The 23618-nt window shown below is 63.3% G+C and carries 23 protein-coding genes and 1 pseudogene; 14 read left to right on the forward strand and 10 right to left on the reverse strand.

From position 1 onward, the window contains the following. Positions 1-50: 50 nt before the first annotated feature. Together ACFQ24_RS02970 and copC are read right to left on the reverse strand one after the other, a co-directional pair. Positions 51-797, reverse strand: coding sequence for a copper resistance protein CopD (locus tag ACFQ24_RS02970; RefSeq protein ID WP_241229476.1), 747 nt, complete (start codon positions 795-797; stop codon positions 51-53). Between the two features lie 4 nt (positions 798-801). Then, positions 802-1182, reverse strand: a complete 381-nt coding sequence (gene copC, locus ACFQ24_RS02975) for a copper homeostasis periplasmic binding protein CopC (protein ID WP_037486754.1) — start codon at positions 1180-1182, stop codon at positions 802-804. A 133-nt stretch (positions 1183-1315) separates the two neighbouring features. Here copC and ACFQ24_RS02980 point away from each other — a divergent pair, with 133 nt between their 5' ends. From ACFQ24_RS02980 to ACFQ24_RS03020, 9 genes are all read left to right on the forward strand, one after another. Then, entirely contained in the window at positions 1316-1588 is a 273-nt protein-coding gene (locus ACFQ24_RS02980) for a hypothetical protein (RefSeq protein ID WP_007406377.1), read from the forward strand. Further along, positions 1588-2028 (forward strand): periplasmic heavy metal sensor, encoded by a 441-nt coding sequence (locus tag ACFQ24_RS02985; protein ID WP_380909082.1) that lies wholly within the window; start codon positions 1588-1590, stop codon positions 2026-2028. Before ACFQ24_RS02980 ends, ACFQ24_RS02985 begins: the two co-directional genes overlap by 1 nt. Continuing rightward, positions 2025-2591 (forward strand): RNA polymerase sigma factor, encoded by a 567-nt coding sequence (locus ACFQ24_RS02990; protein ID WP_037486755.1) that lies wholly within the window; start codon positions 2025-2027, stop codon positions 2589-2591. Before ACFQ24_RS02985 ends, ACFQ24_RS02990 begins: the two co-directional genes overlap by 4 nt. Positions 2592-2657: 66 nt before the next feature. Beyond that, positions 2658-4586 (forward strand): copper resistance system multicopper oxidase, encoded by a 1929-nt coding sequence (locus tag ACFQ24_RS02995; RefSeq protein WP_380909058.1) that lies wholly within the window; start codon positions 2658-2660, stop codon positions 4584-4586. Continuing rightward, complete coding sequence (locus ACFQ24_RS03000) at positions 4583-5770, forward strand: copper resistance protein B (protein WP_004212733.1); 1188 nt, start codon at positions 4583-4585, stop codon at positions 5768-5770. The genes ACFQ24_RS02995 and ACFQ24_RS03000 overlap by 4 nt, the downstream gene beginning before the upstream one ends. Positions 5771-5860: 90 nt before the next feature. Then, positions 5861-6334 carry a DUF305 domain-containing protein gene (locus tag ACFQ24_RS03005; protein WP_007406421.1) on the forward strand — a complete coding sequence of 158 codons (474 nt, stop codon included), beginning with the start codon at positions 5861-5863 and terminating at the stop codon, positions 6332-6334. 58 nt (positions 6335-6392) lie between these two features. Further along, on the forward strand, positions 6393-7928 hold the full coding sequence (locus ACFQ24_RS03010) for a PAS domain-containing sensor histidine kinase (RefSeq protein WP_093067913.1): 1536 nt from the start codon (positions 6393-6395) through the stop codon (positions 7926-7928). Further along, complete coding sequence (locus tag ACFQ24_RS03015; protein WP_037486757.1) at positions 7918-8538, forward strand: response regulator transcription factor; 621 nt, start codon at positions 7918-7920, stop codon at positions 8536-8538. The genes ACFQ24_RS03010 and ACFQ24_RS03015 overlap by 11 nt, the downstream gene beginning before the upstream one ends. Positions 8539-8621: 83 nt before the next feature. Then, positions 8622-9026 (forward strand): response regulator, encoded by a 405-nt coding sequence (locus ACFQ24_RS03020; protein ID WP_037486787.1) that lies wholly within the window; start codon positions 8622-8624, stop codon positions 9024-9026. 180 nt (positions 9027-9206) lie between these two features. Here the strand turns inward: ACFQ24_RS03020 and ACFQ24_RS03025 are convergent, their stop codons facing one another. From ACFQ24_RS03025 to ACFQ24_RS03055, 7 genes and pseudogenes are all read right to left on the reverse strand, one after another. Next, positions 9207-10442, reverse strand: coding sequence for an MFS transporter (locus ACFQ24_RS03025; protein ID WP_231746511.1), 1236 nt, complete (start codon positions 10440-10442; stop codon positions 9207-9209). Then, on the reverse strand, positions 10436-11422 hold the full coding sequence (locus ACFQ24_RS03030; protein ID WP_170172290.1) for a copper resistance protein B: 987 nt from the start codon (positions 11420-11422) through the stop codon (positions 10436-10438). The genes ACFQ24_RS03025 and ACFQ24_RS03030 overlap by 7 nt, the downstream gene beginning before the upstream one ends. Continuing rightward, a complete protein-coding gene (locus tag ACFQ24_RS03035) occupies positions 11419-13125 on the reverse strand; it encodes a copper resistance system multicopper oxidase (RefSeq protein WP_015449263.1) in 1707 nt (568 codons plus the stop codon). The genes ACFQ24_RS03030 and ACFQ24_RS03035 overlap by 4 nt, the downstream gene beginning before the upstream one ends. 25 nt (positions 13126-13150) lie before the next feature. Next, positions 13151-14176, reverse strand: coding sequence for an alcohol dehydrogenase AdhP (gene adhP, locus ACFQ24_RS03040; protein WP_037569599.1), 1026 nt, complete (start codon positions 14174-14176; stop codon positions 13151-13153). A gap of 25 nt (positions 14177-14201) precedes the next feature. After that, positions 14202-15615: pseudogene (locus ACFQ24_RS03045) on the reverse strand (aldehyde dehydrogenase family protein). Between the two features lie 252 nt (positions 15616-15867). Continuing rightward, positions 15868-16197, reverse strand: a complete 330-nt coding sequence (locus tag ACFQ24_RS03050; protein WP_062788787.1) for a hypothetical protein — start codon at positions 16195-16197, stop codon at positions 15868-15870. Between the two features lie 147 nt (positions 16198-16344). Further along, positions 16345-16746, reverse strand: coding sequence for a hypothetical protein (locus ACFQ24_RS03055; RefSeq protein ID WP_047169239.1), 402 nt, complete (start codon positions 16744-16746; stop codon positions 16345-16347). Positions 16747-17144: 398 nt separating this feature from the next. Between ACFQ24_RS03055 and ACFQ24_RS03060 the strand changes: the two genes are divergently transcribed. From ACFQ24_RS03060 to ACFQ24_RS03080, 5 genes are all read left to right on the forward strand, one after another. Beyond that, positions 17145-17366 carry a hypothetical protein gene (locus tag ACFQ24_RS03060; protein WP_170172292.1) on the forward strand — a complete coding sequence of 74 codons (222 nt, stop codon included), beginning with the start codon at positions 17145-17147 and terminating at the stop codon, positions 17364-17366. A gap of 622 nt (positions 17367-17988) precedes the next feature. Then, positions 17989-19455, forward strand: coding sequence for a multicopper oxidase family protein (locus ACFQ24_RS03065; protein WP_380909065.1), 1467 nt, complete (start codon positions 17989-17991; stop codon positions 19453-19455). 1070 nt (positions 19456-20525) lie between these two features. Then, positions 20526-21626 carry a universal stress protein gene (locus ACFQ24_RS03070; RefSeq protein WP_093067922.1) on the forward strand — a complete coding sequence of 367 codons (1101 nt, stop codon included), beginning with the start codon at positions 20526-20528 and terminating at the stop codon, positions 21624-21626. Between the two features lie 2 nt (positions 21627-21628). Then, on the forward strand, positions 21629-22288 hold the full coding sequence (locus ACFQ24_RS03075) for an HAD hydrolase family protein (RefSeq protein ID WP_093067927.1): 660 nt from the start codon (positions 21629-21631) through the stop codon (positions 22286-22288). Further along, the gene (locus tag ACFQ24_RS03080; protein WP_062788722.1) at positions 22285-23031 is read left to right on the forward strand and encodes an HAD-IIB family hydrolase; all 747 of its coding nucleotides are present in this window, start codon (positions 22285-22287) and stop codon (positions 23029-23031) included. Before ACFQ24_RS03075 ends, ACFQ24_RS03080 begins: the two co-directional genes overlap by 4 nt. A gap of 146 nt (positions 23032-23177) precedes the next feature. Here ACFQ24_RS03080 and ACFQ24_RS03085 read toward each other — a convergent pair whose 3' ends face one another. Then, positions 23178-23618: a four-helix bundle copper-binding protein gene (locus ACFQ24_RS03085; RefSeq protein ID WP_093067929.1), complete on the reverse strand. Its 441-nt coding sequence runs from the start codon at positions 23616-23618 to the stop codon at positions 23178-23180.

Here is a 23618-nt window from a genome sequence, read left to right on the forward strand (position 1 = left end):
GAGCATGATCAATCGTCGTCGATCAGGCGTCCGCGGCACACCCGCCAAGGTCAATGCGAACGCTGGTCTTGCGGCCAGCGAAGGGGTAAACTCGGGCAGTATCTCGGATGGCAGTCATGAGAGCGTATATCTGTGCCCGTTTTATGTGACGCCCCCATCCCGGTCAGGATCAGCAGGGCAACGATGATCGTTCCTACCAGGGAGAAGCCCGTCAAGGCCTCCTCGGCGAGCGAGACCCGCTCCATATCACCGGTCGCTGCTTTAGGCATAACCAGCGCGAGGAAGGCTGCAAGCGCGCCGACCCAGGCGCCGGCGGCGAGCAGATGGACGAGATCGGCGACCAGTTGCAGCCAGCCCGGATAGCCTTCGCCAGCCGCGCCATGTCCGCTCCAGGCGAGGGTCGCGAGCGCGAGCGCGCCTGCGAGAGTAGAGGCGATGAAGGCGGGACGTGATTGCCGTCGATACAAGAGGACGCAGAATAGGAGGACAAGGAGCGCGACAAGGCGCGCCTTCAACGCCGCCCCCATGGCCGTCTCATTGATGAGATCACCCAGCAGGGCGAAATCAGGCTGTGTGAGCGGCAGTCCGGACATGGCCGCAGCCTGCACCGCAAAGCCCAACGCAGATAGCAGCAGCCCGAAGCAGGCAAGACAGGCCACCATCGCCCCCATCGGCAGATGCCGCTGCACCGTCCGGCCGCCACCTGGGGCATAGAGCGCGAACAGCGGCAGGCCGAACAAGAGGCCGAGATCGGCGTACAGCGCCCAGCGGATCGCGATGCCTGCTACCTCACTCATTGCCCTATCGCACGATGAAGGCGAGATTGCCCTGGATGCGGTGCGTGTCCATCGAGACGACATGCCAGGTGACCTGATAGGTACCAGCGCCAAGCGGCTTGGCCAGTGTCAGCGCCAACGTCTTGTTACCGCCCTCGACCGCGGTCTTGAAGCCGGTCACCGCCATGCGATGGTTTGGCATGCCGGGCATACCGGTCATCACGATCTCGGCACCAGATAGTCTGGCCATCAGGCCTTCACTGAACGTCAGAGTGATACGCGACGGTGCCGAGACTCTGGCGTTGGCGGCGGGCGTTGAAGACACGAGCTTGGGATGTGCATAGGCCGGAGCCGAAACGCTCAGGCTGACGGCGGCGACAGCTGCGAAAGGCGAAAGGAAGCGCATTCGGGAATTCTCCAGTCATTGACATGAGAGAATACGCAGCTGCAGCCTGCACCCCTCTCAAATTTCTTTTCTGTTCCGAGCCAAGGGCTCGTGGGCCAGAATGCGTATTGTGAAGAGAAGACGGAGAAACACCATGGACCACCTTGACGAAATGCTCGCGAAATTGCGCGATGCCCCAATTGACCCCAGGCTTGCCGGCCTGGACAGCCGCGTCCTGACGGAAATCGCTAGGGTCCAGGCCATGCCGCGCTTGGGCGCAACGACGTTTGGTCTAGCCGCCGCAGTCGCGCTTTTCATCGGCATCGCGGGCTCCGCGGTTCCAATCGGGTCGGCGGACGCGAGCCCGATATCGCCTTTCGATGCGCAGTTGGCGCTCGCGCCCTCGACGCTGCTGGGCTCGCAATGATGCGGGACCGCCGCCGGCTCCTGCTCCTCCTACTGTTGACCTTTACCGCGGCGATCGCCGGGGTGGTGATCGGGCGGATCTATGTGGTCTCGGCACCGCCCGTGGAAAACGAACTGCACGAGCTGCTCCATCGGGATCTCAAACTGGATACGGCTCAGCACGCCCGGCTGGAGTTCATCGAGAAGAATCATGCCATTCGGCGTCAGGCACTTGAAGCCGAGCTGCGCGCCGACAATGCTCGCCTAGCAGAGGCGATTGAGGCGGAACATGGCTATGGCCCTAAAGTCGCGGCGGCAGTGGACCGCTCGCACCAAGCCATGGGCGCGCTGCAGAAGGAAACGCTCGAGCACATCTTTGCAATGCGTGCCGTACTTCGCCCCGATCAGACGCAGAAGTTCGACGACGCCGTAGTGAAAGCGCTGACGGCAAAGTCCGAATGACCATAATTCTCCCCGACTGCTCGGACGGGGAGCTTGCCGCTCTTGCACTCGTCGGCCGGCAGGCCGCTTTCGCCGAACTTGTGCGGCGACACCAAGGCTGGGTATTTCGGCTCGTGCGCAGCCATATAGGTGACGGAGAGGAGGCGCTCGACGTGACCCAGGCGAGCTTCGTCGCCGCCTTCGCCGCACTCAACCGCTATGACGCTGCGCGACCCTTCCAGGTCTGGATGTCCCGGATCGTCATCAACAAATGCCATGACTGGCGGCGCCGGCGCGCGGTCCGGAACTTCTTCTCCATGGCCCTGCCGCTGGGCGAGGCGGATGACGTCGCCGATGAGGCGCCGCTACCCGACCAGGCAATCGGCGCCGAGCAGCAACTGGCAGAGGCGATGAAAGCGATCGCCGCCCTGCCCGCCTCTCTCAAAGACACGCTCATCCTGCGGACGATCGACGAGAAATCGGAAGCCGAAACCGCCGAGATTCTCGGCATCAGCCAGAAGGCAGTCGAGACCCGCCTCTACCGCGCCCGCGCACGCCTCGCGGAAATGTTGAAGAAAGTTTGAGGGGGATGAGGCCACGCTGCGTATTTCCAATAGGTCCGCCCTCTTTCTTAAAGCTGAGACAACCGAATGATTTCTGCTCTCGACCGCCGCCAGTTCCTCCGCGGCGCGGCCCTCGCCGGCGGCGGCGCAGCATTGTCAGCCTGGCTGCCGGCCTGGGCGCAGACGATCTCGCCGGGGATGCGACCGACGCTGCCGACCGTGTCGGGCGAAGACATCACGCTCACCATCGCCCGGCAGTCGATGACCATCGACGGGCGCAAGTTCCGGGCAATCGGCCTCAACGGCACGGTCCCCGCCCCGCTGATCCGGCTGCGCGAGGGCCAGCGCGTGCGGCTCAACGTCATCAATCAGCTGGAGGAGGACAGCTCGATCCACTGGCACGGGCTGATCCTGCCGGCCAATATGGACGGTGTGCCGGGCGTGTCTTTTCCGGGCATCAAGCCGGGCTCGAACTACCTCTACCAGTTCTCCGTCGTGCAAAGCGGCACCTACTGGTACCACAGCCATTCAGGCCTGCAGGAACAGGAAGGCCATTACGGCCCGATCATCATCGATCCCGCCGGTGCCGATCCGGTCGCCTATGACCGCGAGCATGTCATCGTGCTCGCCGATCACAGCGCGCTCTCGCCGCAGGCGATCTTCCGGCGCCTCAAGGTCAACCCCGGCCATTTCAATTTCCAGCGCCAGACCCTGGCCGGGCTCCTGTCGGGCAAGGATCAGCCGCTCAAGGACCGGCTCGACTGGGGCCAGATGCGGATGGACCCGGCCGACATCTCCGATGTGACCGGATCCACCTACACCTATCTCGTCAACGGCCATGGTCCGATGGACAACTGGACCGCGCTCTTCACCCCGGGCGAACGGGTGCGGCTGCGGGTCATCAATGCGTCGGCGATGACCACCTTCAACGTCCGCATCCCCGGCCTGCCGCTGACCATCGTTCAGGCCGACGGGCAGAATGTGGTGCCGGTCACCGTCGACGAGTTCCAGATTGGTGTTGCCGAGACCTACGACGTCGTTGTCAGCCCAGGCGATGACAAGGCCTACACCCTTGTCGGCGAGGCGATCGACCGCTCGGGCATGGCGCGTGCCACGCTCGCGCCGAGGGCCGGCATGGCCGGCGAGGTTCCCCCCTTACGCAAACGGCCGCTCGCCGACATGAAGGACATGGGCATGGACATGTCCTCGATGCCGGACATGGAAGGCATGGACATGTCGGGCGGCGCTATGCGGGGCGTCGATCCGACGGCCGAGAAGAACGCGTCCGCGCGCCTCGCGACCGGCGCGGCGGCAGCGATGGCGACCATGGACAATAGCGCCATGGCAGGCATGGATCATTCGGGGATGGATCATGGATCGATGGCCGGCATGGACCACGGCGCGATGGGCGCCGATGGCCAGATGGCGGGCATGGATCATGGCGGGCACGCGATGGGCTCGATGAAGATGCGCGACTTCTCGAACGCGCCGCAGGTGAAGCGCGACCCGAGCGTCCAGACCATCTCGCCGATGCCCGTAGACCGCACCGGCGAGCCCGGCCAGGGCCTCGCCGACGTCGGCCACAAGGTGCTTGTCTACAGGGACCTGATGGCGCTCGATCGCAATCCGGACGTGCGCGCGCCGAGCCGCAGCATCGACATTCACCTCACCGGCAACATGGAGCGGTTCATGTGGTCGTTCGACGGCGAAAAAATGTCGGACCATCACGAGCCGATCCCCTTCATCGAAGGCGAGCGGGTGCGCGTCAATCTCATCAACGACACGATGATGGGGCATCCGATCCATATTCACGGGCATTTTTTCGAGCTGGTGACGGGGCATGGCGATCACAGCCCACGCAAGCATACGGTGATCGTCCAGCCGGGCGGCAAGGTGACCTGGGACTTCACCGCCGACGCGGTCGGCGACTGGGCCTTCCACTGTCACCTTCTCTACCACATGCATGCAGGGATGATGCGGGTCGTAAGCGTCCGTCCGAAGGGAGATGCCCAATGACCCGCATCCTCACGCCGCTGGTGAGCGCGATCGCCCTTCTCTCCGCCGCGCCCGCCTTTGCCCAGGATCATTCGATGCACGACATGCCCGGCATGGCGCCGCCGGGCGGGGCGCGGCCGGCGCAGGAGAAAAAGAAGGACAAGGCCGCCGCGCCGCGCCCCAAGCCCGCTGCCGGGCCGCGCGCTCAGAAGCCAGCGCCGGACGCCACCTCGGCGATGGACCATTCGCAGCACCAGGCCAGTCCTGCGCCGCAGGGAGATGCCGCCGGTCAACCGCAACCCGCTTCTCCCGCGATGGCGGAGATGCCGGGCATGGACCACTCCCAGCATCAGGACGGCGCGATGCCGGACATGCCCGGGATGGACCATTCGCAGCATGGCGAGACCGCCATGCCCGGAACCTCCGCCATGCCCGGCATGCAAATGACCGGCACGGCGCTTCCGGCCGGCAATGCGCCCCCGCCGCCTCCCCCAAGCGACCACTTCGCCGATCGTGATTTTCCCGGCGGCGAGATGGCGCGCTCGCGCGACATCATGATGAAGGATAGCGGCGGCAACAATTTCGGGCAGGTGCTGCTCAACCTGTTCGAGTATCAGGCGCATAGCGGCCGCGATGGCTATCGCTGGGATGGCGAAGGCTTTTACGGCGGCGACATCAACCGGCTCTGGCTCAAGAGCGAGGGCGAAGGCGAGTTCGGCCGCGGCATCGACAGCGCCGAGGTGCAGGTGCTCTACAGCCGGGCCATCGACCCCTATTTCAATCTTCAGGGCGGTATCCGCCAGGACTTCGGCCGCGGGCCCGACCGCACCTACGCGACGATCGGCGTCGAGGGCCTGGCTCCTGGCATGTTCGAGGTCGAAGGCGCGCTGTTCCTCTCGACCAAGGGCGATGTTCTGGGCCGGGTCGAGGGCTATTACGACCAGCGCATCACCCAGCGCCTGATCCTCCAGCCGCGCGCCGAGGTCAATTTCGCCGCACAGGATATTCCGGAGAACGACATCGGTTCGGGGCTGGTCAACATAGAGCTCGGCGCGCGCCTGCGCTACGAATTCAGCCGCCAGTTCGCGCCTTACATCGGCGTTTCCTATCTGCGCAAAGCCGGAGACACGGCGCGGCTGTCGAGGCTTGCGGGCGAGGACGTCCATGCCACCAGCTTCGTCGCCGGCGTTCGCTTCTGGTTTTAGCATCAGGACGGCTGATGGCGGGGGCGAACAAGAGAGCGGGGCGTTACACTCATACCCAGGTCGGCCGGCGCCGAGCGAAGGAGATACGCCATGGACCATTCGTCCCACATGAACACCCGGAAGATGGGCGCCTATTGGAGCCTTGCCGTTCAGACCGTCATCAGCGGCGTCATCATGTATCTGGTGATGTTCGTCATGATCGACGGGCTCGACAGCTTCTACAACAACCTCAACATGCTCTACATGACGCTGATGATGGTTGCGCCGATGGTGGTGCTGATGATCCTCGCCATGGGGCACATGTTCGCGTCGAAGGCCGCCAACATCGCGCTGATCGCCGCGTCGCTGGTCGCCTTCTTCGGCAGCTTTGCACTCATCCGCACCCAGACCACGATCGGCGACACGGCCTTTCTGCGCTCGATGATCCCGCACCATTCCGGGGCGATCCTGATGTGCCAGGAAGCAAAGCTCAGCGATCCGGAAGTCATCCGGCTTTGCGAATCGATCAAGCGCTCGCAGCGGCAGGAAATCGACGAGATGAAGGCCATACTCGCGCGGCGCTGAGTGGCACGGTCGGGCTACGCCCGGATACGTGCGCCCGGCCAGGTATGTGAGCCGGCCGATGGTCGACACGAGGCGCGGGGCGGACGAGATTGCAAGCGACGTAGCGCGGCTTGCGCCGCTGTTCCTGCGACAGGCTGGCGGCCACGTCCTGACGCTGCTCGATCCTTCCGGGATCGTGCTGAGCTATAATGAAGAAGGCGAGCGTGCCGAATGCTGGCCGCTCGATCGCGTTCTGGGACAGCCCCACGACCTGTTCTACCCGCCTGACGAGATTGCGGCGCGTCGTCCAGGCGCAGACCTGGCGGCCGCCCTTCACGAGGGCACGCTGGAGCGCGAAGCGTGGCGGGTCTGCGAGAACGGCGCGGAATATCTCGCGCGCCTGACGATCAGCGCCCTGTTCGAAGGCGACACACATCGAGGCTTCGCCTGCATCAGCCGCGATGTCACCGACGAGGCGGCGGTCCGCGCATCGATCGAGACCCGCGAGCAGCATCTGCAATCGATTCTGGCGACGGTGCCGGATGCGATGATCATCATCGACGAGACCGGCGCCATCACGTCGTTCAGCGCAGCGGCACAACGCCTGTTCGGCTACAGCGAAGCCGAGCTCGTCGGCCGCAACGTCTCCTGCCTCATGCCCCAGCCCGATCGCGACCGGCATGACGAATATCTCGCGCATTATCTGCAGACCGGCGAGCGCCGGATCATTGGCCTCGGTCGCGTCGTGGTCGGCCAGCGCCGCGACGGCTCGACCTTCCCGATGCAGTTGTCGGTCGGCGAGGCCGGTGAAGAGGGCCAGCGGCTTTTCACAGGGTTCATCCAGGATCTCACCGCCAAGGAGCAGGATGAGCTCAGGCTCAAGGAACTGCAGGCGGAGCTGGTCCATGTCTCCCGGCTGAGCGCGATGGGCACGATGGCCTCGACCCTCGCCCACGAACTCAACCAGCCGCTTGCCGCAGTCGCGCTCTATCTCGAGACGATCCGCGACATGCTCGACGAGCGGGACGACGAACCCTTCGTGTCGCTACGGTCGGTGATGGATGATGCGGCACAGGAAACGCTGCGGGCCGGCCATATCGTCCGGCGCCTGCGCGATTTCGTCGCCCGCGGCGAGGTCGACAAGAGCCTCCACGAGCTGCCGCAGGTCATCGCCGAGGCGAGCCAGCTCGCGCTGGTCGGCGCACGCGAGCGCGGCATACGCAGCTTTTTCGCGGTCGATCCCGCCGCGACGCCGGTCCTCGTCGACAGGGTGCAGATCCAGCAGGTGCTGGTCAACCTGATGCTCAATGCCATCGAGGCGATGGCGGAGTGTCCGGTTCGCGACCTCAAGGTGGCGACCAGGTTGCGCCCTGACGGGCTGATCGAGGTGACCGTGGAGGATACCGGCCCCGGCATCGCCGACGAGGTCCGCGAGCAGCTCTTCACGGCGTTCAACTCGACAAAGGCCGACGGCATGGGCCTCGGCCTCTCGATCTGCCGGACCATCATCGAAGCGCATGGCGGCCGTATCTGGATGGAGCGCCCCGACCGCGGCGGCACGTGCTTTCACTTCACGCTGATCCACGCGCGGGCGAAGGAGGAACATGGGGGATAGACGCATCATTCATCTGGTCGACGACGAGGAGAGCATCCGCAAGGCGGCAAGCTTCGCGCTCAAAACCGCGGGCTATGATGTCATCGCCTACACCTCCGGAGTGGAATTTCTCAGGACAGCGAAGTCCGCTGAAGTAGGCTGCGTTATCTTGGATGTGCGGATGCCTGAAATGGACGGTCTCCAAGTCCAGACCACTATGGCTGCGCGTGGGATCAACATGCCGGTCATCGTCCTGACCGGCCACGGCGATGTGTCGGTAGCTGTGCAGGCTATGAAAGGCGGCGCGATTGACTTTCTCGAAAAGCCCTTCGAGAAGGCTGCCCTGCTCGAGGCCGTGAGGCGCGCTTTCGCTCGTCTCGACGATGTCGACCTTCGCGCGCTGGAATCGTCGGAAGCCGAGGTGCGGGTTGCTGCCTTGACCCCCCGCGAGCAGGAAGTGCTGGAAGGATTGGCGAACGGCTTGCCCAACAAGACGATCGCCTATGATCTGGGTTGCTCATCCCGGACGGTCGAGGTTCACCGCGCCAGCCTCATGGCCAAGCTCGAGGTCCGCAATCTCTCTGAGGCGTTGAGGATCGCCTTTGCTGCCGGGTTCGGTCGCAAGACGTGATAACTGCGCCCTCTACGTAGCGACGAGGATGCCGCATCGTGCGAGCCATTGCCGTGATGCAACAGGTCCTCATGTCGCGCGAGATGTCTTCGTTTTCTGACACACAAGGTGATGGGCGCTACACCATCCTCGTCTCCGACGACGACCCGGGTGTTCGGCGTGCCCTTCAGCTTCTCCTTAGATCCCGTGGCTACTGCGTCTGTAGCTATACAAGTGGTAGCGCGCTTTTGGCCGATTCGCGTGCCAAGCGAGCCAATTGCCTGATTGTTGATTATCGCATGCCGGACATTGATGGCTTTTCGATCCTGCGCCAACTCCGATCGCTGGGCTGGTCCGGATGCTCCATCATGATTTCGGGCTTCCATGACGAGGTTCTCGCCCGCCGCGCTGCCGACGCGGGCTTTGATCACATGATCACTAAACCACTAAGGAGCCGTCTACTCCTCGAGGCAATCGGCCGTCACAGACGCCTCTCGTCGAATGAGTAAATGGACCGCGTCCGACCGCCAACGCTAAAGAGGCCAGGTGGGGACACGAGCACGTCGTTTTTCCAGAGGAAACCAACCCAGCTGCGCCCAAGGGCCTTGCCGCGGCTGGGCTCATTTGTCACAGCAACACATCTTGGATAGTGGTGGACGGTACGATTCATATCGATTTACGCGCTCCCCTTATCCGCCTGACGAATTAGCACCTGAAGAGGGCCGTTTCCAAGCTAGTGGCAGGACCACAAGCAGCAGGAGCGACAGGCCGGCAATGCTCCAGAGGACGAGAGGCTGAGCGCCGGGTGCGGCGAAAGCGAGCGCCACGGGCGCCAGTGCCTGCCCGATGCTGGCAGCCGAATGCTGGAGGCCAAGCCTCACCCCTGAGGCCGCCGCAGAACCGCTGATCCAGAAGCTTGTGACCAATCGCAGGCTCGCCGAGCTCCAACCGGCGACCAGGATGAACACGCTCATATCGGCTATGCTTGATGCGAGTGGAAAGGCAACGAGCGCCGCTGCCAGCAAACCGAGCGTCAATCCGGCAAGACGCCCGGGAACCTTCACTAACCAATCGAGCCTTGCATGAAAGATCTGCGCCGCCAGCATGCCGAATCCGCAAAGACTGAGCATCCAGGCGATCTGCTCGCGGCTCAGCGAGACCGCACTGCGCGTCATCAGGAGATTGACGTGCATAGCGGCAAGCCCGGCCCCCGCAGCGATCGTGATGAGTAATAGGACTCCCGTGGCGCAGACTGTCGGCGGCGGCGGATCTCCTGAGTCGAGGCAGTGCGCACAGCGGCCTGGCAGGCTTACAAGGCAAAGCGACCCCGCGACGGTGCCGATGCTGGCAGCAACGATCATGAGCGGCGCGCCGGGCATGATCGCAACGGAGGCTTCCGCCAAAAGCGGTCCGCCGAGGTCTCCCAAAAATACAGATCCCGTCAACCAGGTGAAACGCCGCGCCTGCTCCCCACGGCTGACCGCGGCGAAACTCGCACTGAGCAGCGCAAGCGGTATGATGGCGGCGGCCGCCATCCCCGCGACCGTGCGCAAAACGTAGAGAGTCGGCAGAGCTACGAGGCCAACTGGTGCAGTCACCATCGCGAGGATAATGAGCGCTGTGCGCAACATGACGCGGTAGTCGACCCGGTCGGCAATCCAGCCCCAAAGCGGTGCCGCCACCAGTGCTGCCAGCGGGTGGACGGCGGTCAAGCTCGCGACATGAAAATCATGCGCTGAGGAAAGCCCGCCGGGATTTGGGTCGACCAGGGTCGGAAGGAAAGCGAGAATGGCCGTCTGCCCTGCCGAGGCCGACACCGCCGCGAGCAGCAACACAATGAAGGAGGATTGACCACGCTTGCCATCGTGTGATTCGCCTTGGGGAACAAGCGGGTCAGCGGTTCGTCGGAGAGCCGGTATCACCACCAAGCGCGCAAGCCGATCACCAGCCGGTGTTCGGATGACCCCTCGCCCCGCAGGCGTCGGAAGCCCGCCGTGCCATCGAACGCACGCTCCCAGACGAAGCCGATATAGGGCGCGAACTTGCGCGACACCTCGTAGCGCAACCGTCCGCTCAGCTCGACATTGCTGAAGCCGCTGCCAAGCTGCCGATCTCTCGACCGCTTCGAATAGATATTGGTCTCTACCTGCGGTGTGAGGATCAACCGATTGGTGAACAGGACCTCATAGGAGGCCTTGGCGCGCGCCGCGAGACGCCCATCGGTTCCTACATAGCCGGTGAGCTGGACGTCGAACCAATAAGGCGCCAGTCCCTCGACGCCGGCGGCCAGCCATGTCGTCGCGCCCTTGCCGAGATCCTGCCTGACCCCGAGCAGCGTGCCCCAGAACGGGTTCTTGCTGTGCCACCACAGCGCCTCGACGCTGCTCTCCGGATCGAGACGTTGGTCGCGGGAGTTCTTGAGGCCCTGGCTGCGCAGCCAGAGCTTGTCATTGTCCTGACCCTTGGTGACGAGCACGGTCCAACCCACGCCCTGACCCTCGTTGCCGCTGGCGAATTCGAGCTCATCGACAAGTATCTTGGGGATCGAGAGCTTGTCGGCCATCTCATAGCCCGGCAGCGTCGAGTTGCGATAGCCGTCGGCATAATCGTCCGAGTTGCGCGCGTCCGGCGGGGCCTTGCCACCCTGCATCGAGCCCATGTCCATCGTGGCGCCGTTACCGGACGCCTTCGTGTCGGTCATATCCATGCCCGGCATGTCCATGCCCGCATGGTCCTGAGAGCCTTGCGCGGAAGGGGTGTGCTGAGCGGGAGTGGCCGTTTGGGCAGGGGTGGCGGCGGGCGACGGGGGCGAGGCATCCTGCGCGAGGGCGGGAGCCGTGATCGCCGGCGCCAGGAAGAGGGCAGCGCCAAGAGCGATGCCGCGCGAGGGGAAAATCCGGATCATGCGACCACCACCTCCCGGAACATGCCGGCCGCCATGTGATAGAGCAGATGGCAGTGGAAGGCCCATCGGCCCATGGCGTCGGCGGTGACGCGGAAGCTCACCCGCTGGGCGGGCTGGACCACGACCGTATGCTTGCGGACCTGGAAGGCGCCGTCCGGGCCTTCGACATCGCTCCACATGCCGTGCAGATGCATCGGATGCGCCATCATCGTGTCGTTGACGAAGGTGACGCGCAGCCGCTCGTTTGGCTTGAAATGAAGCGGCCTGGAATCGTTGAGCTTGATGCCGTCGAGCGACCAGATGAACCGTTCCATATTGCCCGTCAGATGCAGCTCGATGTCGCGCTCGGGCTCGCGCGGGTCGGGATCGCCGCCCGGCGTGCGCAGATCGGCCAGCGTCAGCACGCGCCAGCCGCGCCCGCGCAGCCCGGCGCCGGGATCGTCGAGATTGGTGCGCGGATAGTCGACGCGCATGTCGGTATTGGCGCCATATTCGGTGCGGGCGTGCCGTGCCCTGGCCGGCATCTCGGTCATGCCGTGCCCGGCATGCGCGTCGCCTCCCATTGCGCCCATCGTCGCCATCGCGCCCATCATGTCGACCGGCTCGAGCCAGGTCCGGGCATCGAGCGGCGGCACGGCTGCCGCCATGCCCGGGGCCGGTGCGATCGTGCCACGCGCATAGCCGCTCCGATCGATCGCCTGCGCGAAGATGGTGCGGGCGCCGCCCTCGGGCATGGTGAACTCGACGTCGTAGGTCTCGCCCGGGCCGATCCGGAATTCCTCGACCGTGACCGGCTCGACCGGCTGCCCGTCGGTCGATACGACCGTCAGCTCGACCCCGGGGATCCGCACGTCGAAGAACGTCGCCGTCCCCGCGCCGACGAAGCGCAGGCGCACGCGCTCGCCGGGCGCGGCGATACCGGTCCAGTTGCCGGCGGGCGGCGCGCCGTTCATCAGATAGGTGTAGGTCGCGGCAGAGACATCGCTGTAGTCGGTCGGGTTCATCCGCGAGCTGTTCCACATCCGCCGCCGCTCGAGCGCCTTGCCCAAGCCCATGGTGCCGACATCCTTGAGGAAATCGCCGGCGGTCGGCTGCGCAAAATTATAGTAGCTGCTCTGCTTCTTGAGATTGAGGAAGATCTGCAACGGCGGCTCGTCCGACCAGTCGCTGAGCACGATGCAATAGTCGCGATCGGGCGCCCGCGCCGTCGGCACCTGTTTTGGCTCCACGATGATCGCTCCATAGAGTCCCGTCTGCTCGGCGAGCGTGTGAGCGTGATACCAGTAGGTTCCGCTCTGGCGGACCTCGAAGCGATAGGTGAAGGTCTCGCCCGGCGCGATGCCGGCAAAGCTGATGCCGGGCACGCCGTCCATCTCCGCCGGCACGATGATGCCGTGCCAATGGATGCTCGACATCTCCTTGAGGCCGTTGCGTACGCGCAGCGTGACCGTGTCGCCTTCGCGCAGGCGCAGGACCGGCGCGGGCACGCTGCCGTTCACGGCGGTCGCGATACGGCGTTTGCCGGTGAAGTTGACCGGCAGCTCGGCGATCTCGAGGTCGAACTCGGTCCCGCTCAGCTCAGCGGGCAAGGTTGGTGCGGATCGCGCGAGAAGCGCCGGGGCGAAACCGGCGACCGCGCCGCCGATCGCCAGCCCCTGGACGAAACGGCGCCGCGCGATCGGCCGGATATGTAAGGGAGACATGAACTGTACTTTCGCGAAGTCGGCTTCAGGCGAGGTCGAGGACGATCCGGCCCTCGATGTCGCCATGATGCATGCGGGAGAAGACGTCGTTGATGTTCTCGAGCCTGTCCGCATGGACCGTGGCCTTGACCTTGCCCTCGCCGGCGAACGCCAGTGCCTCGAGCAGATCGAGCCGCGTGCCAACGATCGAGCCGCGCACGGTAATGCCGTTCAGCACGGTGTCGAAGATCGACAACGGGAAGTCGCCCGGCGGCAGGCCGTTGAGCGCGACCGTGCCGCCGCGCCGGACCATGCCGAGCGCCTGCTGGAACGCCTTGGGCGAAACGGCGGTCACCAGCGCCCCGTGCGCGCCGCCAATGGCTTTCTTGAGCGCTGCCGAAGGGTCCTCGTTGCGCGCGTTGACCGTCAGTGTGGCGCCAAGGCGTGTAGCGAGGTCGAGCTTGCTATCGTCGATGTCGACCGCGGCCACATTGAGACCCATGGCTCGGGCATATTGCACCGCCATGTGGCCGAGCCCGCCAATGCCGGAGACGACCACCCACTCGCCGGGTCGGGCCTCGGTGGCCTTCAATCCCTTGTAGACGGTGACGCCCGCGCAGAGGATCGGCGCAATGTCGAGGAAGTCGACATTGTCGGGAAGGTGACCAACATAGTTGGGATCGGCGAGGACATATTCGGCAAAGCTGCCATTGACCGAATAGCCGGTGTTCTGCTGTTCGTGGCAAAGCGTCTCCCAGCCACCCAGGCAATGCACGCAGTGCCCGCAGGCGGTGTAGAGCCAGGGCACACCGACCCGGTCGCCTTCCTTCACATGGGTGACGCCTGCACCGACGGCGGCGACATGCCCGACGCCTTCATGGCCAGGAATGAAGGGCGGGTTGGGCTTGACCGGCCAGTCTCCTTCTGCCGCGTGCAGGTCGGTATGGCACACGCCGGTTGCCGCAATCTTGACCAGGATCTGCCCGGGGCCGACCGCCGGGATCGGCGCCTCCTCGATGACCAGGGGCTTGCCGAATTCGCGGACGACCGCCGCCTTCATGGTTTTCGCCATGTCCGCTTCTCCTTTGAGCGAGGGGTCAGAACAGGCCGAGCGCGTGCTCGTCATAGGAGACGAGCAGGTTCTTGGTCTGCTGATAATGGTCGAGCATCATCCGGTGATTTTCACGCCCGAAGCCCGACGCCTTGTATCCGCCGAAGGCGGCATGGGCGGGGTACTGATGATAGCAGTTGGTCCAGACCCGCCCGGCCTCGATCGCGCGGCCGAGCCGGTAGGCGGTGTTGCCGCTCCGGGTCCAGACGCCCGCGCCAAGACCGTAGGCGGTGTCGTTGGCAAGTGCGATCGCCTCCTCGACCGTCTTGAAGGTGGTGACCGACAGGACGGGACCGAAGATCTCCTCCTGGAAGATGCGCATGTGGTTCTGACCCACGAACACCGTCGGCTGCACGAAATAGCCCTGGTCGAGCGCACCGCCCGGCAGCGCCCTGGCGCCACCGACCAGACACTGCGCGCCCTCGGCCTTGCCGATATCGATATAGCCCAGGATCTTGTGGAGCTGGTCCTCCGACGCCTGCGCGCCGACCTGGACCGAGGGGTCGAGCGGATCGCCCTGGCGGATCGCGGCGACGCGCGCCACGGCGCGCTCGATGAAGCGGTCGAAGATCGACTCATGGATCAGCGCACGCGACGGGCAGGTGCAGACCTCGCCCTTGTTGAACGCGAACAAAGTAAAGCCTTCGAGCGCCTTGTCGAAGAAGGCATCGTCGTCGTCGAGCACGTCCGCCATGAAGATGTTCGGCGACTTGCCGCCAAGCTCCATAGTCTGGGGGATCAGATGGTCGGCGGCCGCATGCATGATCTGCTTGCCGGTGACGGTCTCGCCGGTGAACGAGACCTTGGCGATGCGCGGATTGGCGGCGATCGCCTGGCCGACGGTCCGTCCCGGGCCGGTAACGACATTGAGCACGCCGGGCGGCAGGATGTCGGCGGTGAGCTCGGCGAACATCAGCAAGGTGAGCGGCGTCTGGGATGCGGGTTTGATGACGGTGCAGTTGCCCGCCGCCAGCGCCGGGGCGATCTTCCACGCCGCCATCAGCAGCGGGAAGTTCCACGGGATGATCTGGCCGACGACGCCGAGCGGCTCGCGGAAATGATAGGCGATGGTGTCCGCATCGATCGTCGAGATGCCGCCTTCCTCCGCCCGGATGCAGCCGGCGAAGTAGCGGAAATGGTCGATCGCGAGCGGCACGTCGGCAGCGCGCGTCTCGCGGATCGGCTTGCCATTGTCGATCGTCTCGGCAAGTGCCAGCAACTCCAGATTGTCTTCGAGCCGGTCGGCGACGCGATTGAGAATCCTGGCGCGTTCGGCGGGCGCGATCCTTGCCCATTGATCCTTGGCGGCGTGCGCCGCATCGAGCGCGCGCTCGACATCNATCATAGCGGTGTCGGAAGGAGGCCGCCGCGTTAATGGTCCCGATCGCCTTCTCGAACATAACCTGACTCCATCTCTATCGATGGCCTGACGGAGTAATCTCTTTGCCCGGGCGGCCTATAAGTAAGTTCCGCAGAAGTTAGTCTGGCATCGGTGTCGCGGGCTTTGAGTGTCAGACACGCCAACGGAGCCGATGACTATTCATCGACTCCCGAACCTATTCGCGCACGCCTGATCGGAATTATGCCGAGACACGCTTACTCGGCCGATTCTTGTTTAGGTGAGGGCGGCGCTTGGCATTCCAATTCTGGCATTACGCCCGGATGCGCTTTAGGCTCACCCAATCGCCTTTCTGAAGCGTCCCGTCCCTCACGCGGAAATGAGCGTAATGGTCGTCGAAAATCTGGTCGACTTCGACATGACCGACAAGGCGGCGGTGGCGCGGCGTTGCGTGATAGACTTCGAGTATCTGCCCGATGTGCGCGCCATCGGCCTTGCCCAGGCAGGCCACTGTGCCGCCCGCATCCGTACGGACGATCTTGCCGCGCATGAACAAGCTATGGCCGATACCCTGTGCGAGGAGCGGCGTGCTGCCAAAGAGCAGAAAGCCAACAGCAGCACCGACGCCAAGATGCTTTCGCATCACTGTTTCCTCTCTCACGTTAGTTGCTCGGTCCCGGCTTTGAAAGCTGGGAGCACGGGGCGACGCTGGGCATCGTCAAAGAACTGGCCCGCCGCGGGGCGGCGGCGGGCCCTCAGCCCCGGGGGTGTTTTATCGGGGCTGGAAACTTCACATGTCGCTCATCGGCTTGTCGGCCATGGGCTTGGCGGTCTTCTTCTTCGCGGCCGGCTTGGCCTTCTTCATCGGCATCTTGCAGCAGCCACTCTTCGCCTTACCGGCCATGCCCGAGCCGTTCGATGCAGGCGACCCGCCGGACATGCCGGCCATCCCCGACATGCCCTGTTGATCCTGCTGGGCCGGTTGCCCCGGCTGCTTCTGCGCGCCGGCCTGATGATCCTTCATCATCTGATCGTGCATCTGCTGCCCGCCATGATCCATGCCCTGCTGGTGGGCATGGGCCGGCGCAGTCTGCGCGGGCGCGGGCGTCGACTGGGCGAGAGCGGTGCCGGCGGCGAAGGTTAGCGTCGCGAAGAGGCTGATGGTCGCCGCGCGAAATATCGTCTGTCGCATTGAGGGTCTCCGAGTGTTCGTCCTGTTGCCCGATCGACGTTCCGATCCCGGCAATTCCGAAGCTTCAATGCTGCTAGCGAGACGCAGTCTGTATACGTAACTTACGAATCCGCTTTTGATCGCGACAAGCATGCGCGGGATCGTGCGGGGTGGACCATGGTCCAAGGTCAAGCGAATTCATGATCCCGCTTGATGGCGGCCGGCAGCGAAGTGCAAAAACCAATTGGCCCGCCGTGGGAGAACGGCGGGCCAAAGCTGCGGTTGAACCAGGCCACGGTCGTTGGCCACCCAGCCTCGTGGTCGGAGCTGGCTTAATTGCAGGGTCAGCAACCACCCCGCGACCTATGCAACATGCGGGAGGCTCCGTCCTGGGTCCCCATCTCCCGCATAGCGATCCGATGGTCCTGCATCATCTCACCGTGCATCCGCACTTCGCGGTGTCGCATGCCTTGCATCTGGGCCGTGTCGGACCGAGCCGGCGCCGGCTTCGCCTTGAGCGTCTGTTCAAGGTCGGGCATGCCCGGCGGCATCCCATCGGCGAGAACTGGCCCGGCGCCGACGGCAAGGACGCCAAAGGCTGCGAGCGAAGCGATAATCGCTGCTTTCTTGCGCAAATATGATTCCTTCAAGTCTGAGTTTCAGTGCGACCGGACACATGCCCGGTCGATTCTCGCTCCCCAAGGAGCTTGCCGTTGAGATGGTATCGGCCTGGAGGTGGCAGTATACGTAATTTGCGAAGCTGGCGGTCAGCCTGCAATGTCCGCTTTAGTTCGGCTACTAGCAAAAGCTGGGCGCGGATGACCGAAGACGGCGGCCATCAAAGCCTCCGCCTAGCCCGAGCACTGGGAAGCGACGCCGCCTGCTGCAGTGGCGAACAGCGAAAGGTAAATCGCACGCCGCTTTTGCTTCGGCGCGATCGTGGCAAGGCCCACCGCCGAACCAGCCACTCGGACTGGCCCAGGCTAAATTGTCGGAATAGACGCTCGCTCGGATCGGTGTCGCAGTGATTGAACGCTCGCCTGGCTGATTATTGATCAACTGGCGAGGGCCGCAACCAGCTTAGAAGGGCAATTTTGTCTTCCCAGAGGGGGCGGGCACAAAAGCGATCGGTTCGGGTATTACGGATATTGCCCTCCCGCGCGCCCTTTAAGGGAAGAGCGGCGCTTCGCCTCGGTGGATCTCATCGGGATCGAGAAAAGCGCGTTTGCGTCAGTTTCACGATTGCTCAGGAGGGGCTTCGAAATGACTTTTCTGAGCCGGCGAACTGTCTTGGCGGGCGGAGGCCTCCTGCTGGGGGCGGCATGCACGCGCAGATTTGCGACGCCGGACCAAGCAGGCACGCTGCCCATTCCTCGCCTGTTAGATGCACGCGACCATGGGCAGAGAATTGGACTGAGGGCGCAGGAAGGGGAAACCACTTTCTTCCCAGGGCGGCGGAGCGCCACCATGGGATACAACGGAAGCTATCTCGGCCCGACTCTGCGGGTACATCGCGGGGACGACGTGACGGTGACTGTCAGCAACAATCTGTCTGCTGATACCACGGTTCACTGGCACGGGCTGCTCGTACCGGGAGAGCTGGACGGCAGCCCCCACCAGACCATTAGTCCAGGCGAGACTTGGCGTCCGACGCTGCCGATCCGTCAGCCGGCGGCCACTCTCTTTTATCATTCGCATGCACACGGCCGAACGGCGGAGCAGGTCTATGCAGGCCTAGCGGGATTGCTCTTCGTCACCGACGAGGAAGAGCAAGGTCTCGGTTTGCCTTCGGATTACGGCGTCGACGATCTACCAATCTTGATCCAGGATCGGCAGTTCGTGGATGGCCGTCTGGTGTTACCGGCGGGCATGATGGTGGCGCTGGACGGGAGGCGGGGCAACGTTATTCTCGTAAACGGCGCGTACAACCCGCGAGCAGACGTTCCCAGAAGCTTAGTGCGGCTGCGGCTCGTAAATGGTTCGAATGCCCGGACTTACGATCTTTCGTTCAGCGACGGACGAGCCTTTTATTGGATCGGCACCGAGGGCGGCCTTTTGGAAAAGTCCGTTGAATTGCAGTCCCTCACTCTGGCCTCCGGTCAGCGGGCTGAGATCTTGGTGGACTTCAGCGATGGCAAACCGGTCTCGTTGGTATCGGCTCCGGACCAAAGCACCCTCAGGATGCATGGCATGGGCATGATGCATCGGCACGAGGCTAGCGAAAACAACGCAGGGGATGAAACTGTCCTCACATTTTCACCGCGCTTGGCATCGAGTAAGCGAGGTAGCACCACGCTTCCGCTCCTCCTGGCGTCCCGCGCGGTGCCAGATCCGGCGACGGTCGTCGCACGGCGACGTCTGGTGCTCAACATGAGGCTGGAAGGTATGATGGATAGCGACGAAGAGCCGCTAACGATCAACCACAGGCGATTCGATATTGATCGCATCGATGAGGAAGTCGAGCTTGGCGCCGTCGAGATATGGAAAGTCTCCGGGCAGAAAATGGCCCATCCCTTCCACATTCATGGAGTGCACTTCGACGTGCTACGTCGCGATGGCGAGGAACCAGATCTTCTTGATCAGGGGCCACGTGACACCATCGTCGTGGACGAACCGGTCGAGTTATTAATCCGCTTCGACCAGCCTGCTTCAAAAGCGCCCTTCCTGTTCCATTGCCATATCCTGGAGCACGAGGACGAAGGCATGATGGGTCAGTTTTCCGTGACGTAGTGGGAACAACTCAAGAAGCGAAATCCTGCATATGCCAATAAGGGGGCAATGCTCGACGTGTGACTTCGAACTCCACTCTCGTTTTTGTTCCCTTTTCGGGCTTGGGCCAGAACGTTTCGCACATCTCGATCGAAGGCATTCGATCATCCCGGACACTTGTGCATCACATGACGAACCCTGCGGTTCGTCACGGCCACCAGGCGCCGCGGGCCGCGCTCTATAATGACCATACGCTTGTCGGGCCGTCCCGCGGCCGCTGTCAGTACTCGCGGCAATGAGTAATAGATGGTATCGCCGCGTTCATACCACTTTCCTCCGCCAAGCGGCGTCTGGTCAGGCAATCGGATTTCGCTGTAAGATCCGTTGCGATTAAGAACCCAGGCCATCCCCGACTTACAGCCGGATCGGCCATCAAATGACCAGACACCCGCGAGCTTGGTGGTCGAGGTATCTTCCCTTGCGGGAACGACCCTGGCCGGCGAAGGTAGCGTTGGCACAGTGAGCGCGGCGAAAATCGCCCAGATGGAACACGACCACCGTGTGAAAGTGAGCAGCCGGCATCGATATAACCCGTTAAGCGCGATCGTCATACTGTTCCCTTCCGATCCACACTCACTCCGCTGCGAGCTTCGTTGGTTGCCCTGGGCAGACTATGCCGACCATCTGCCGGTGGTAATGCGTATTTGTCGCTAGACAGAAGAGACGCCTGCGATGGCATCTGATCGCAGATCGCCCAGGACAAGGCAGCCGGCGCAGAACTTGGGATGACGGTGATCGTCTCATGCGCAGTGCAAGCGAGCAACCACATGAGCGGTAACGGGGGTGACGAGTTCGCTTCCGGACGAGGAAAAGGTGACCAGGTGACCTTCATTCTATCCCGACATGTTGGTTTGGACGCTCAAGCCGGGTGCCGAGGCGGAGGCATATAGGCCCGCCCGATGTACTAATCGCAAGCGACCGGTTTTCGGTTCTGATGCTCTTGCGCCCCAGTCAACCGACCGATCGCCATTCGTATATATCACAATTTCGCGGGTCGTTCCCCCCAGATAGGGTCAGAGCAGGTTCGAGTCGTGGAGGGGACGCCAGGCCGAAATGCCGGTTGTTCCCGCTGTCCTAGCCGCCACGAATTCGATGGAGATCCAAGGCAAGAGGAGCATTTGATATCAGCCGCTTCAGCATTTCCAGCTCTGGCGCAGGCGTCCCCCCGACCGCAGTCCGGGATTGTCGCCTGTATCGATTGCTCCGATCATGATGCGTGGATCTACTCACACGCTCGTGCGCTCGCGACAACGCTCGACGTCCCTATTACCCTGCTACAAGTACTTGACGGCGAGGGCTCGACGCGCTCTCGTCCAGACCCGATTGAATGTAACCTCCGGCGGCGCGAAGCCCTGCGCGCCCTCGATCGATGCGCCGCCGCGACCAGCGCACCTCCAACCAAAACCTCCATCGAATTGGCCGAAGGCCAAACCGCGGAGGAAATTTGCCGCTTTGTCCGAGAGTGCGACGACGGCATGGTCGTACTGGGAAGACGAGGCAGGCAAGAGGCCGGTCGCCCGGGCATGGGGGCAACCGTGCACAAGGTGCTCATGCAGACGCCAGCCCCGGTCCTGCTCGTACCGGTAGAGGCCCCGCTTCCGGCAGCGCCCTACAGAAGGGTTGTGGTGCCGCTTGACGGCTCTCGTTGGGCTGAGAGCGTGCTGCCCCTAGCTGTGCGTCTTGCGAAGGCCTCGGAAGCGGAACTCCTGCTCGTCCATGTCGTCCCTACGCCCGAGATGATCGAGGCACGGCCCCTGGAAGTCGAGGACAAGAAGCTTCAACAAGCCCTTATAGAGCGAAATGAGCAAGCAGCACGCAGCTACCTGGATCGAACGAAATCCAACCTCTCGGCGTCCGGTCTACGAATGCGTACGATTTCGATCCGTGGCGAGGATGTACGCGAGGTGCTGTGCGATCTTATTCAGCGCGAGAGGGCCGATATTGCCGTCCTGTCCGCGCGCGGCCACAGCCATCGGCATGTTTCCGACGTACCCTATGGAACGGTCGCCTCCTACCTGATGACGCATTGCAATGTACCAATGCTCGTAACGCCTGCGACAATCCGCTCGGGAAAAGCGCAGATCGCCGTAGGGCATAATTGCCTCCGGCTACCCCTCGCCGCCCAAGCCTGATCATGGCCGATATTGAGGGGACCGACCCTATTTCGGGGGCGGCCGACGAGACCGCCACACGCCATCAGCTGACAGGATTGATCGGTCGCTCAGCGCCTCTTCCCATCTGGGCGCATCTCGACGCCATGAAAGACTGGCTGGCTCGAGCCCGCCAGGCAGCCACGCAAGCCGACCAGCGCGGCAGCGCCGCAGCCGAATGGCTACTCGACAACGACTATCAGATCCAGCGCGCGATCCTGCAAATTGGTGAGGGTCTTCCGAAGGCTTTCTACGCGAAACTTCCCGGTCTTGCTGAAGACGGCCTCAGGCGACCACGCGCCCATCAAGTCGCGCAGTCTCTGCTTCTGGCGTCTCACCTGCAAGTCTCACTGTCCTCGGCTGTCGAATTCGTCGTTCGATATCAGAATAAGATGCCGCTCAGCATAGCTGAAACCTGGGCGATTCCTACGATGCTACGTATCGTTTGTCTTGAAATGATCGTTACGGGTTTCACCCAACTTTTTCCTCAAGTCGCTCCCCCTTTTGCACTAACGAACGCCATGGGCAAGGCGCCTGAGGAGATCCGTAGCGCAGCGCATTACATTTCAACCAGCAACGACAAAGATGGCATCGCCGATGCCATCGACGCATTTCTGCTGCCGCTTGTGGGAGGATCATCATGAAGCGACTGGCCGCTTTCGACCTCGACGGAACGCTCGCGCTCAGCAAGCAGCCGCTCGACGATGAAATGGCGGATCTGCTTACCCGCCTGCTCGACGTGACGATGGTAGCGATCATCTCCGGAGGCGACTGGCCGCAATTCGAGAAACAGGTGGTGTCGCGCATGCCCGCCCGGGCGCGGCTCGACAATTTCATCATCCAGCCGACCACGGGCACCAAGCTCTATCGTCACGCCGACGGCCAATGGACGCGTATCTATGCCGATCTGTTCACCGGCGACGAAAGCCAGCGCATCCGCGAAGCACTGACGAAGGCGGTCGAGCAGGCGGGCTATCCAAACGAGAACATCTGGGGCGAGCAGATCGAGGATCGCGGCAGCCAGATCACATTCTCCGCGCTCGGTCAGGAGGCGCCGCTCGAGGCCAAGGACACGTGGGATCCCGATCACGCCAAGCGCAAGAAATTGCAGGCCCTGCTCCAGCCGTTGCTGCCAGGCTTTGCCATCAATATCGGCGGGGCGACATCGATCGACATCACGCGCGAAGGGATAGACAAGGCCTATGGCCTTAAGCGCCTTTCCGAGCAGACCGGCGTCGCGCTCGACGAGATGATCTTCTTCGGTGACGCGATCTTCCCGGGCGGAAATGATTATCCGGCCAAGCACCTCGGGCTGGATACCGTTCGAGTCCGCGACGTTGCCGAAACCAAGTCGGTGGTTGGCGCGATCGCTGCCTGGCTAGTCTAAAAGCGCTACCGCCGATACCTAACCAGTCCCGCTTTCGCGCCCGTACGACCCAGCTTCGCAGCGGTCCCACATTGTGGAGCCGACGGATCGCTTCAATCGTGCCGGAGCTGCTTGACCCCACTACGCCTGGGCGCGTTCTAGGACACTCAGCTGGCCATGTCCGCCATCATCCGACAGCTGGCGGCGCAATCCTTGCAGGTAGCCGAGCAACGCTTGATCCGCTCGCCCACGACGTGGCTCAGGCATTCCCGCGCACATCGTTCGCAGCCGTCAGCGCAGGCGCGACACAGGATGGTATGGAGGGAGGATTCGCGCAGCATCGAGTTGGCGGTCGCCTGGCACAGTTCCGCACAGTCGTTCAGCATGGCGATCAGCGACGCCGTGGCTGACGCGCCGCCTTGCTTCGTCAGCCAGGCGGCGGTCTCCAGGCACATGCGGTGCGAAGCCACGCAATCGTCGATGCAGTCCGTCATCGACATCGCCATCCCTTCCATTCGATGCTGCTGCGCCGCCGCCGGCCCAGCCTGCGTTCCAGCGGCGGCAAGGCCGGCGCCGGCCATCAGCAATTCGCGTCTCTCGATCATCAT

Source organism: Sphingobium olei, from assembly GCF_042678845.1.
Classification (GTDB): Bacteria; Pseudomonadota; Alphaproteobacteria; order Sphingomonadales; family Sphingomonadaceae; genus Sphingobium; species Sphingobium olei.

Excerpts from the sequence above, each read along its gene's own strand:
- ACFQ24_RS02970 (WP_241229476.1), bottom strand. The coding sequence starts at position 797 with ATGAGTGAGGTAGCAGGCATCGCGATCCGCTGGGCGCTGTACGCCGAT.
- copC (WP_037486754.1), bottom strand. The coding sequence starts at position 1,182 with ATGCGCTTCCTTTCGCCTTTCGCAGCTGTCGCCGCCGTCAGCCTGAGC.
- ACFQ24_RS02980 (WP_007406377.1), top strand. The coding sequence starts at position 1,316 with ATGGACCACCTTGACGAAATGCTCGCGAAATTGCGCGATGCCCCAATT.
- ACFQ24_RS02985 (WP_380909082.1), top strand. The coding sequence starts at position 1,588 with ATGCGGGACCGCCGCCGGCTCCTGCTCCTCCTACTGTTGACCTTTACC.
- ACFQ24_RS02990 (WP_037486755.1), top strand. The coding sequence starts at position 2,025 with ATGACCATAATTCTCCCCGACTGCTCGGACGGGGAGCTTGCCGCTCTT.
- ACFQ24_RS02995 (WP_380909058.1), top strand. The coding sequence starts at position 2,658 with ATGATTTCTGCTCTCGACCGCCGCCAGTTCCTCCGCGGCGCGGCCCTC.
- ACFQ24_RS03000 (WP_004212733.1), top strand. The coding sequence starts at position 4,583 with ATGACCCGCATCCTCACGCCGCTGGTGAGCGCGATCGCCCTTCTCTCC.
- ACFQ24_RS03005 (WP_007406421.1), top strand. The coding sequence starts at position 5,861 with ATGGACCATTCGTCCCACATGAACACCCGGAAGATGGGCGCCTATTGG.
- ACFQ24_RS03010 (WP_093067913.1), top strand. The coding sequence starts at position 6,393 with ATGGTCGACACGAGGCGCGGGGCGGACGAGATTGCAAGCGACGTAGCG.
- ACFQ24_RS03015 (WP_037486757.1), top strand. The coding sequence starts at position 7,918 with ATGGGGGATAGACGCATCATTCATCTGGTCGACGACGAGGAGAGCATC.
- ACFQ24_RS03020 (WP_037486787.1), top strand. The coding sequence starts at position 8,622 with ATGTCTTCGTTTTCTGACACACAAGGTGATGGGCGCTACACCATCCTC.
- ACFQ24_RS03030 (WP_170172290.1), bottom strand. The coding sequence starts at position 11,422 with ATGATCCGGATTTTCCCCTCGCGCGGCATCGCTCTTGGCGCTGCCCTC.
- ACFQ24_RS03035 (WP_015449263.1), bottom strand. The coding sequence starts at position 13,125 with ATGTCTCCCTTACATATCCGGCCGATCGCGCGGCGCCGTTTCGTCCAG.
- adhP (WP_037569599.1), bottom strand. The coding sequence starts at position 14,176 with ATGGCGAAAACCATGAAGGCGGCGGTCGTCCGCGAATTCGGCAAGCCC.
- ACFQ24_RS03050 (WP_062788787.1), bottom strand. The coding sequence starts at position 16,197 with ATGCGAAAGCATCTTGGCGTCGGTGCTGCTGTTGGCTTTCTGCTCTTT.
- ACFQ24_RS03055 (WP_047169239.1), bottom strand. The coding sequence starts at position 16,746 with ATGCGACAGACGATATTTCGCGCGGCGACCATCAGCCTCTTCGCGACG.
- ACFQ24_RS03060 (WP_170172292.1), top strand. The coding sequence starts at position 17,145 with ATGGTCCTGCATCATCTCACCGTGCATCCGCACTTCGCGGTGTCGCAT.
- ACFQ24_RS03065 (WP_380909065.1), top strand. The coding sequence starts at position 17,989 with ATGACTTTTCTGAGCCGGCGAACTGTCTTGGCGGGCGGAGGCCTCCTG.
- ACFQ24_RS03075 (WP_093067927.1), top strand. The coding sequence starts at position 21,629 with ATGGCCGATATTGAGGGGACCGACCCTATTTCGGGGGCGGCCGACGAG.
- ACFQ24_RS03080 (WP_062788722.1), top strand. The coding sequence starts at position 22,285 with ATGAAGCGACTGGCCGCTTTCGACCTCGACGGAACGCTCGCGCTCAGC.
- ACFQ24_RS03085 (WP_093067929.1), bottom strand. The coding sequence starts at position 23,618 with ATGATGATCGAGAGACGCGAATTGCTGATGGCCGGCGCCGGCCTTGCC.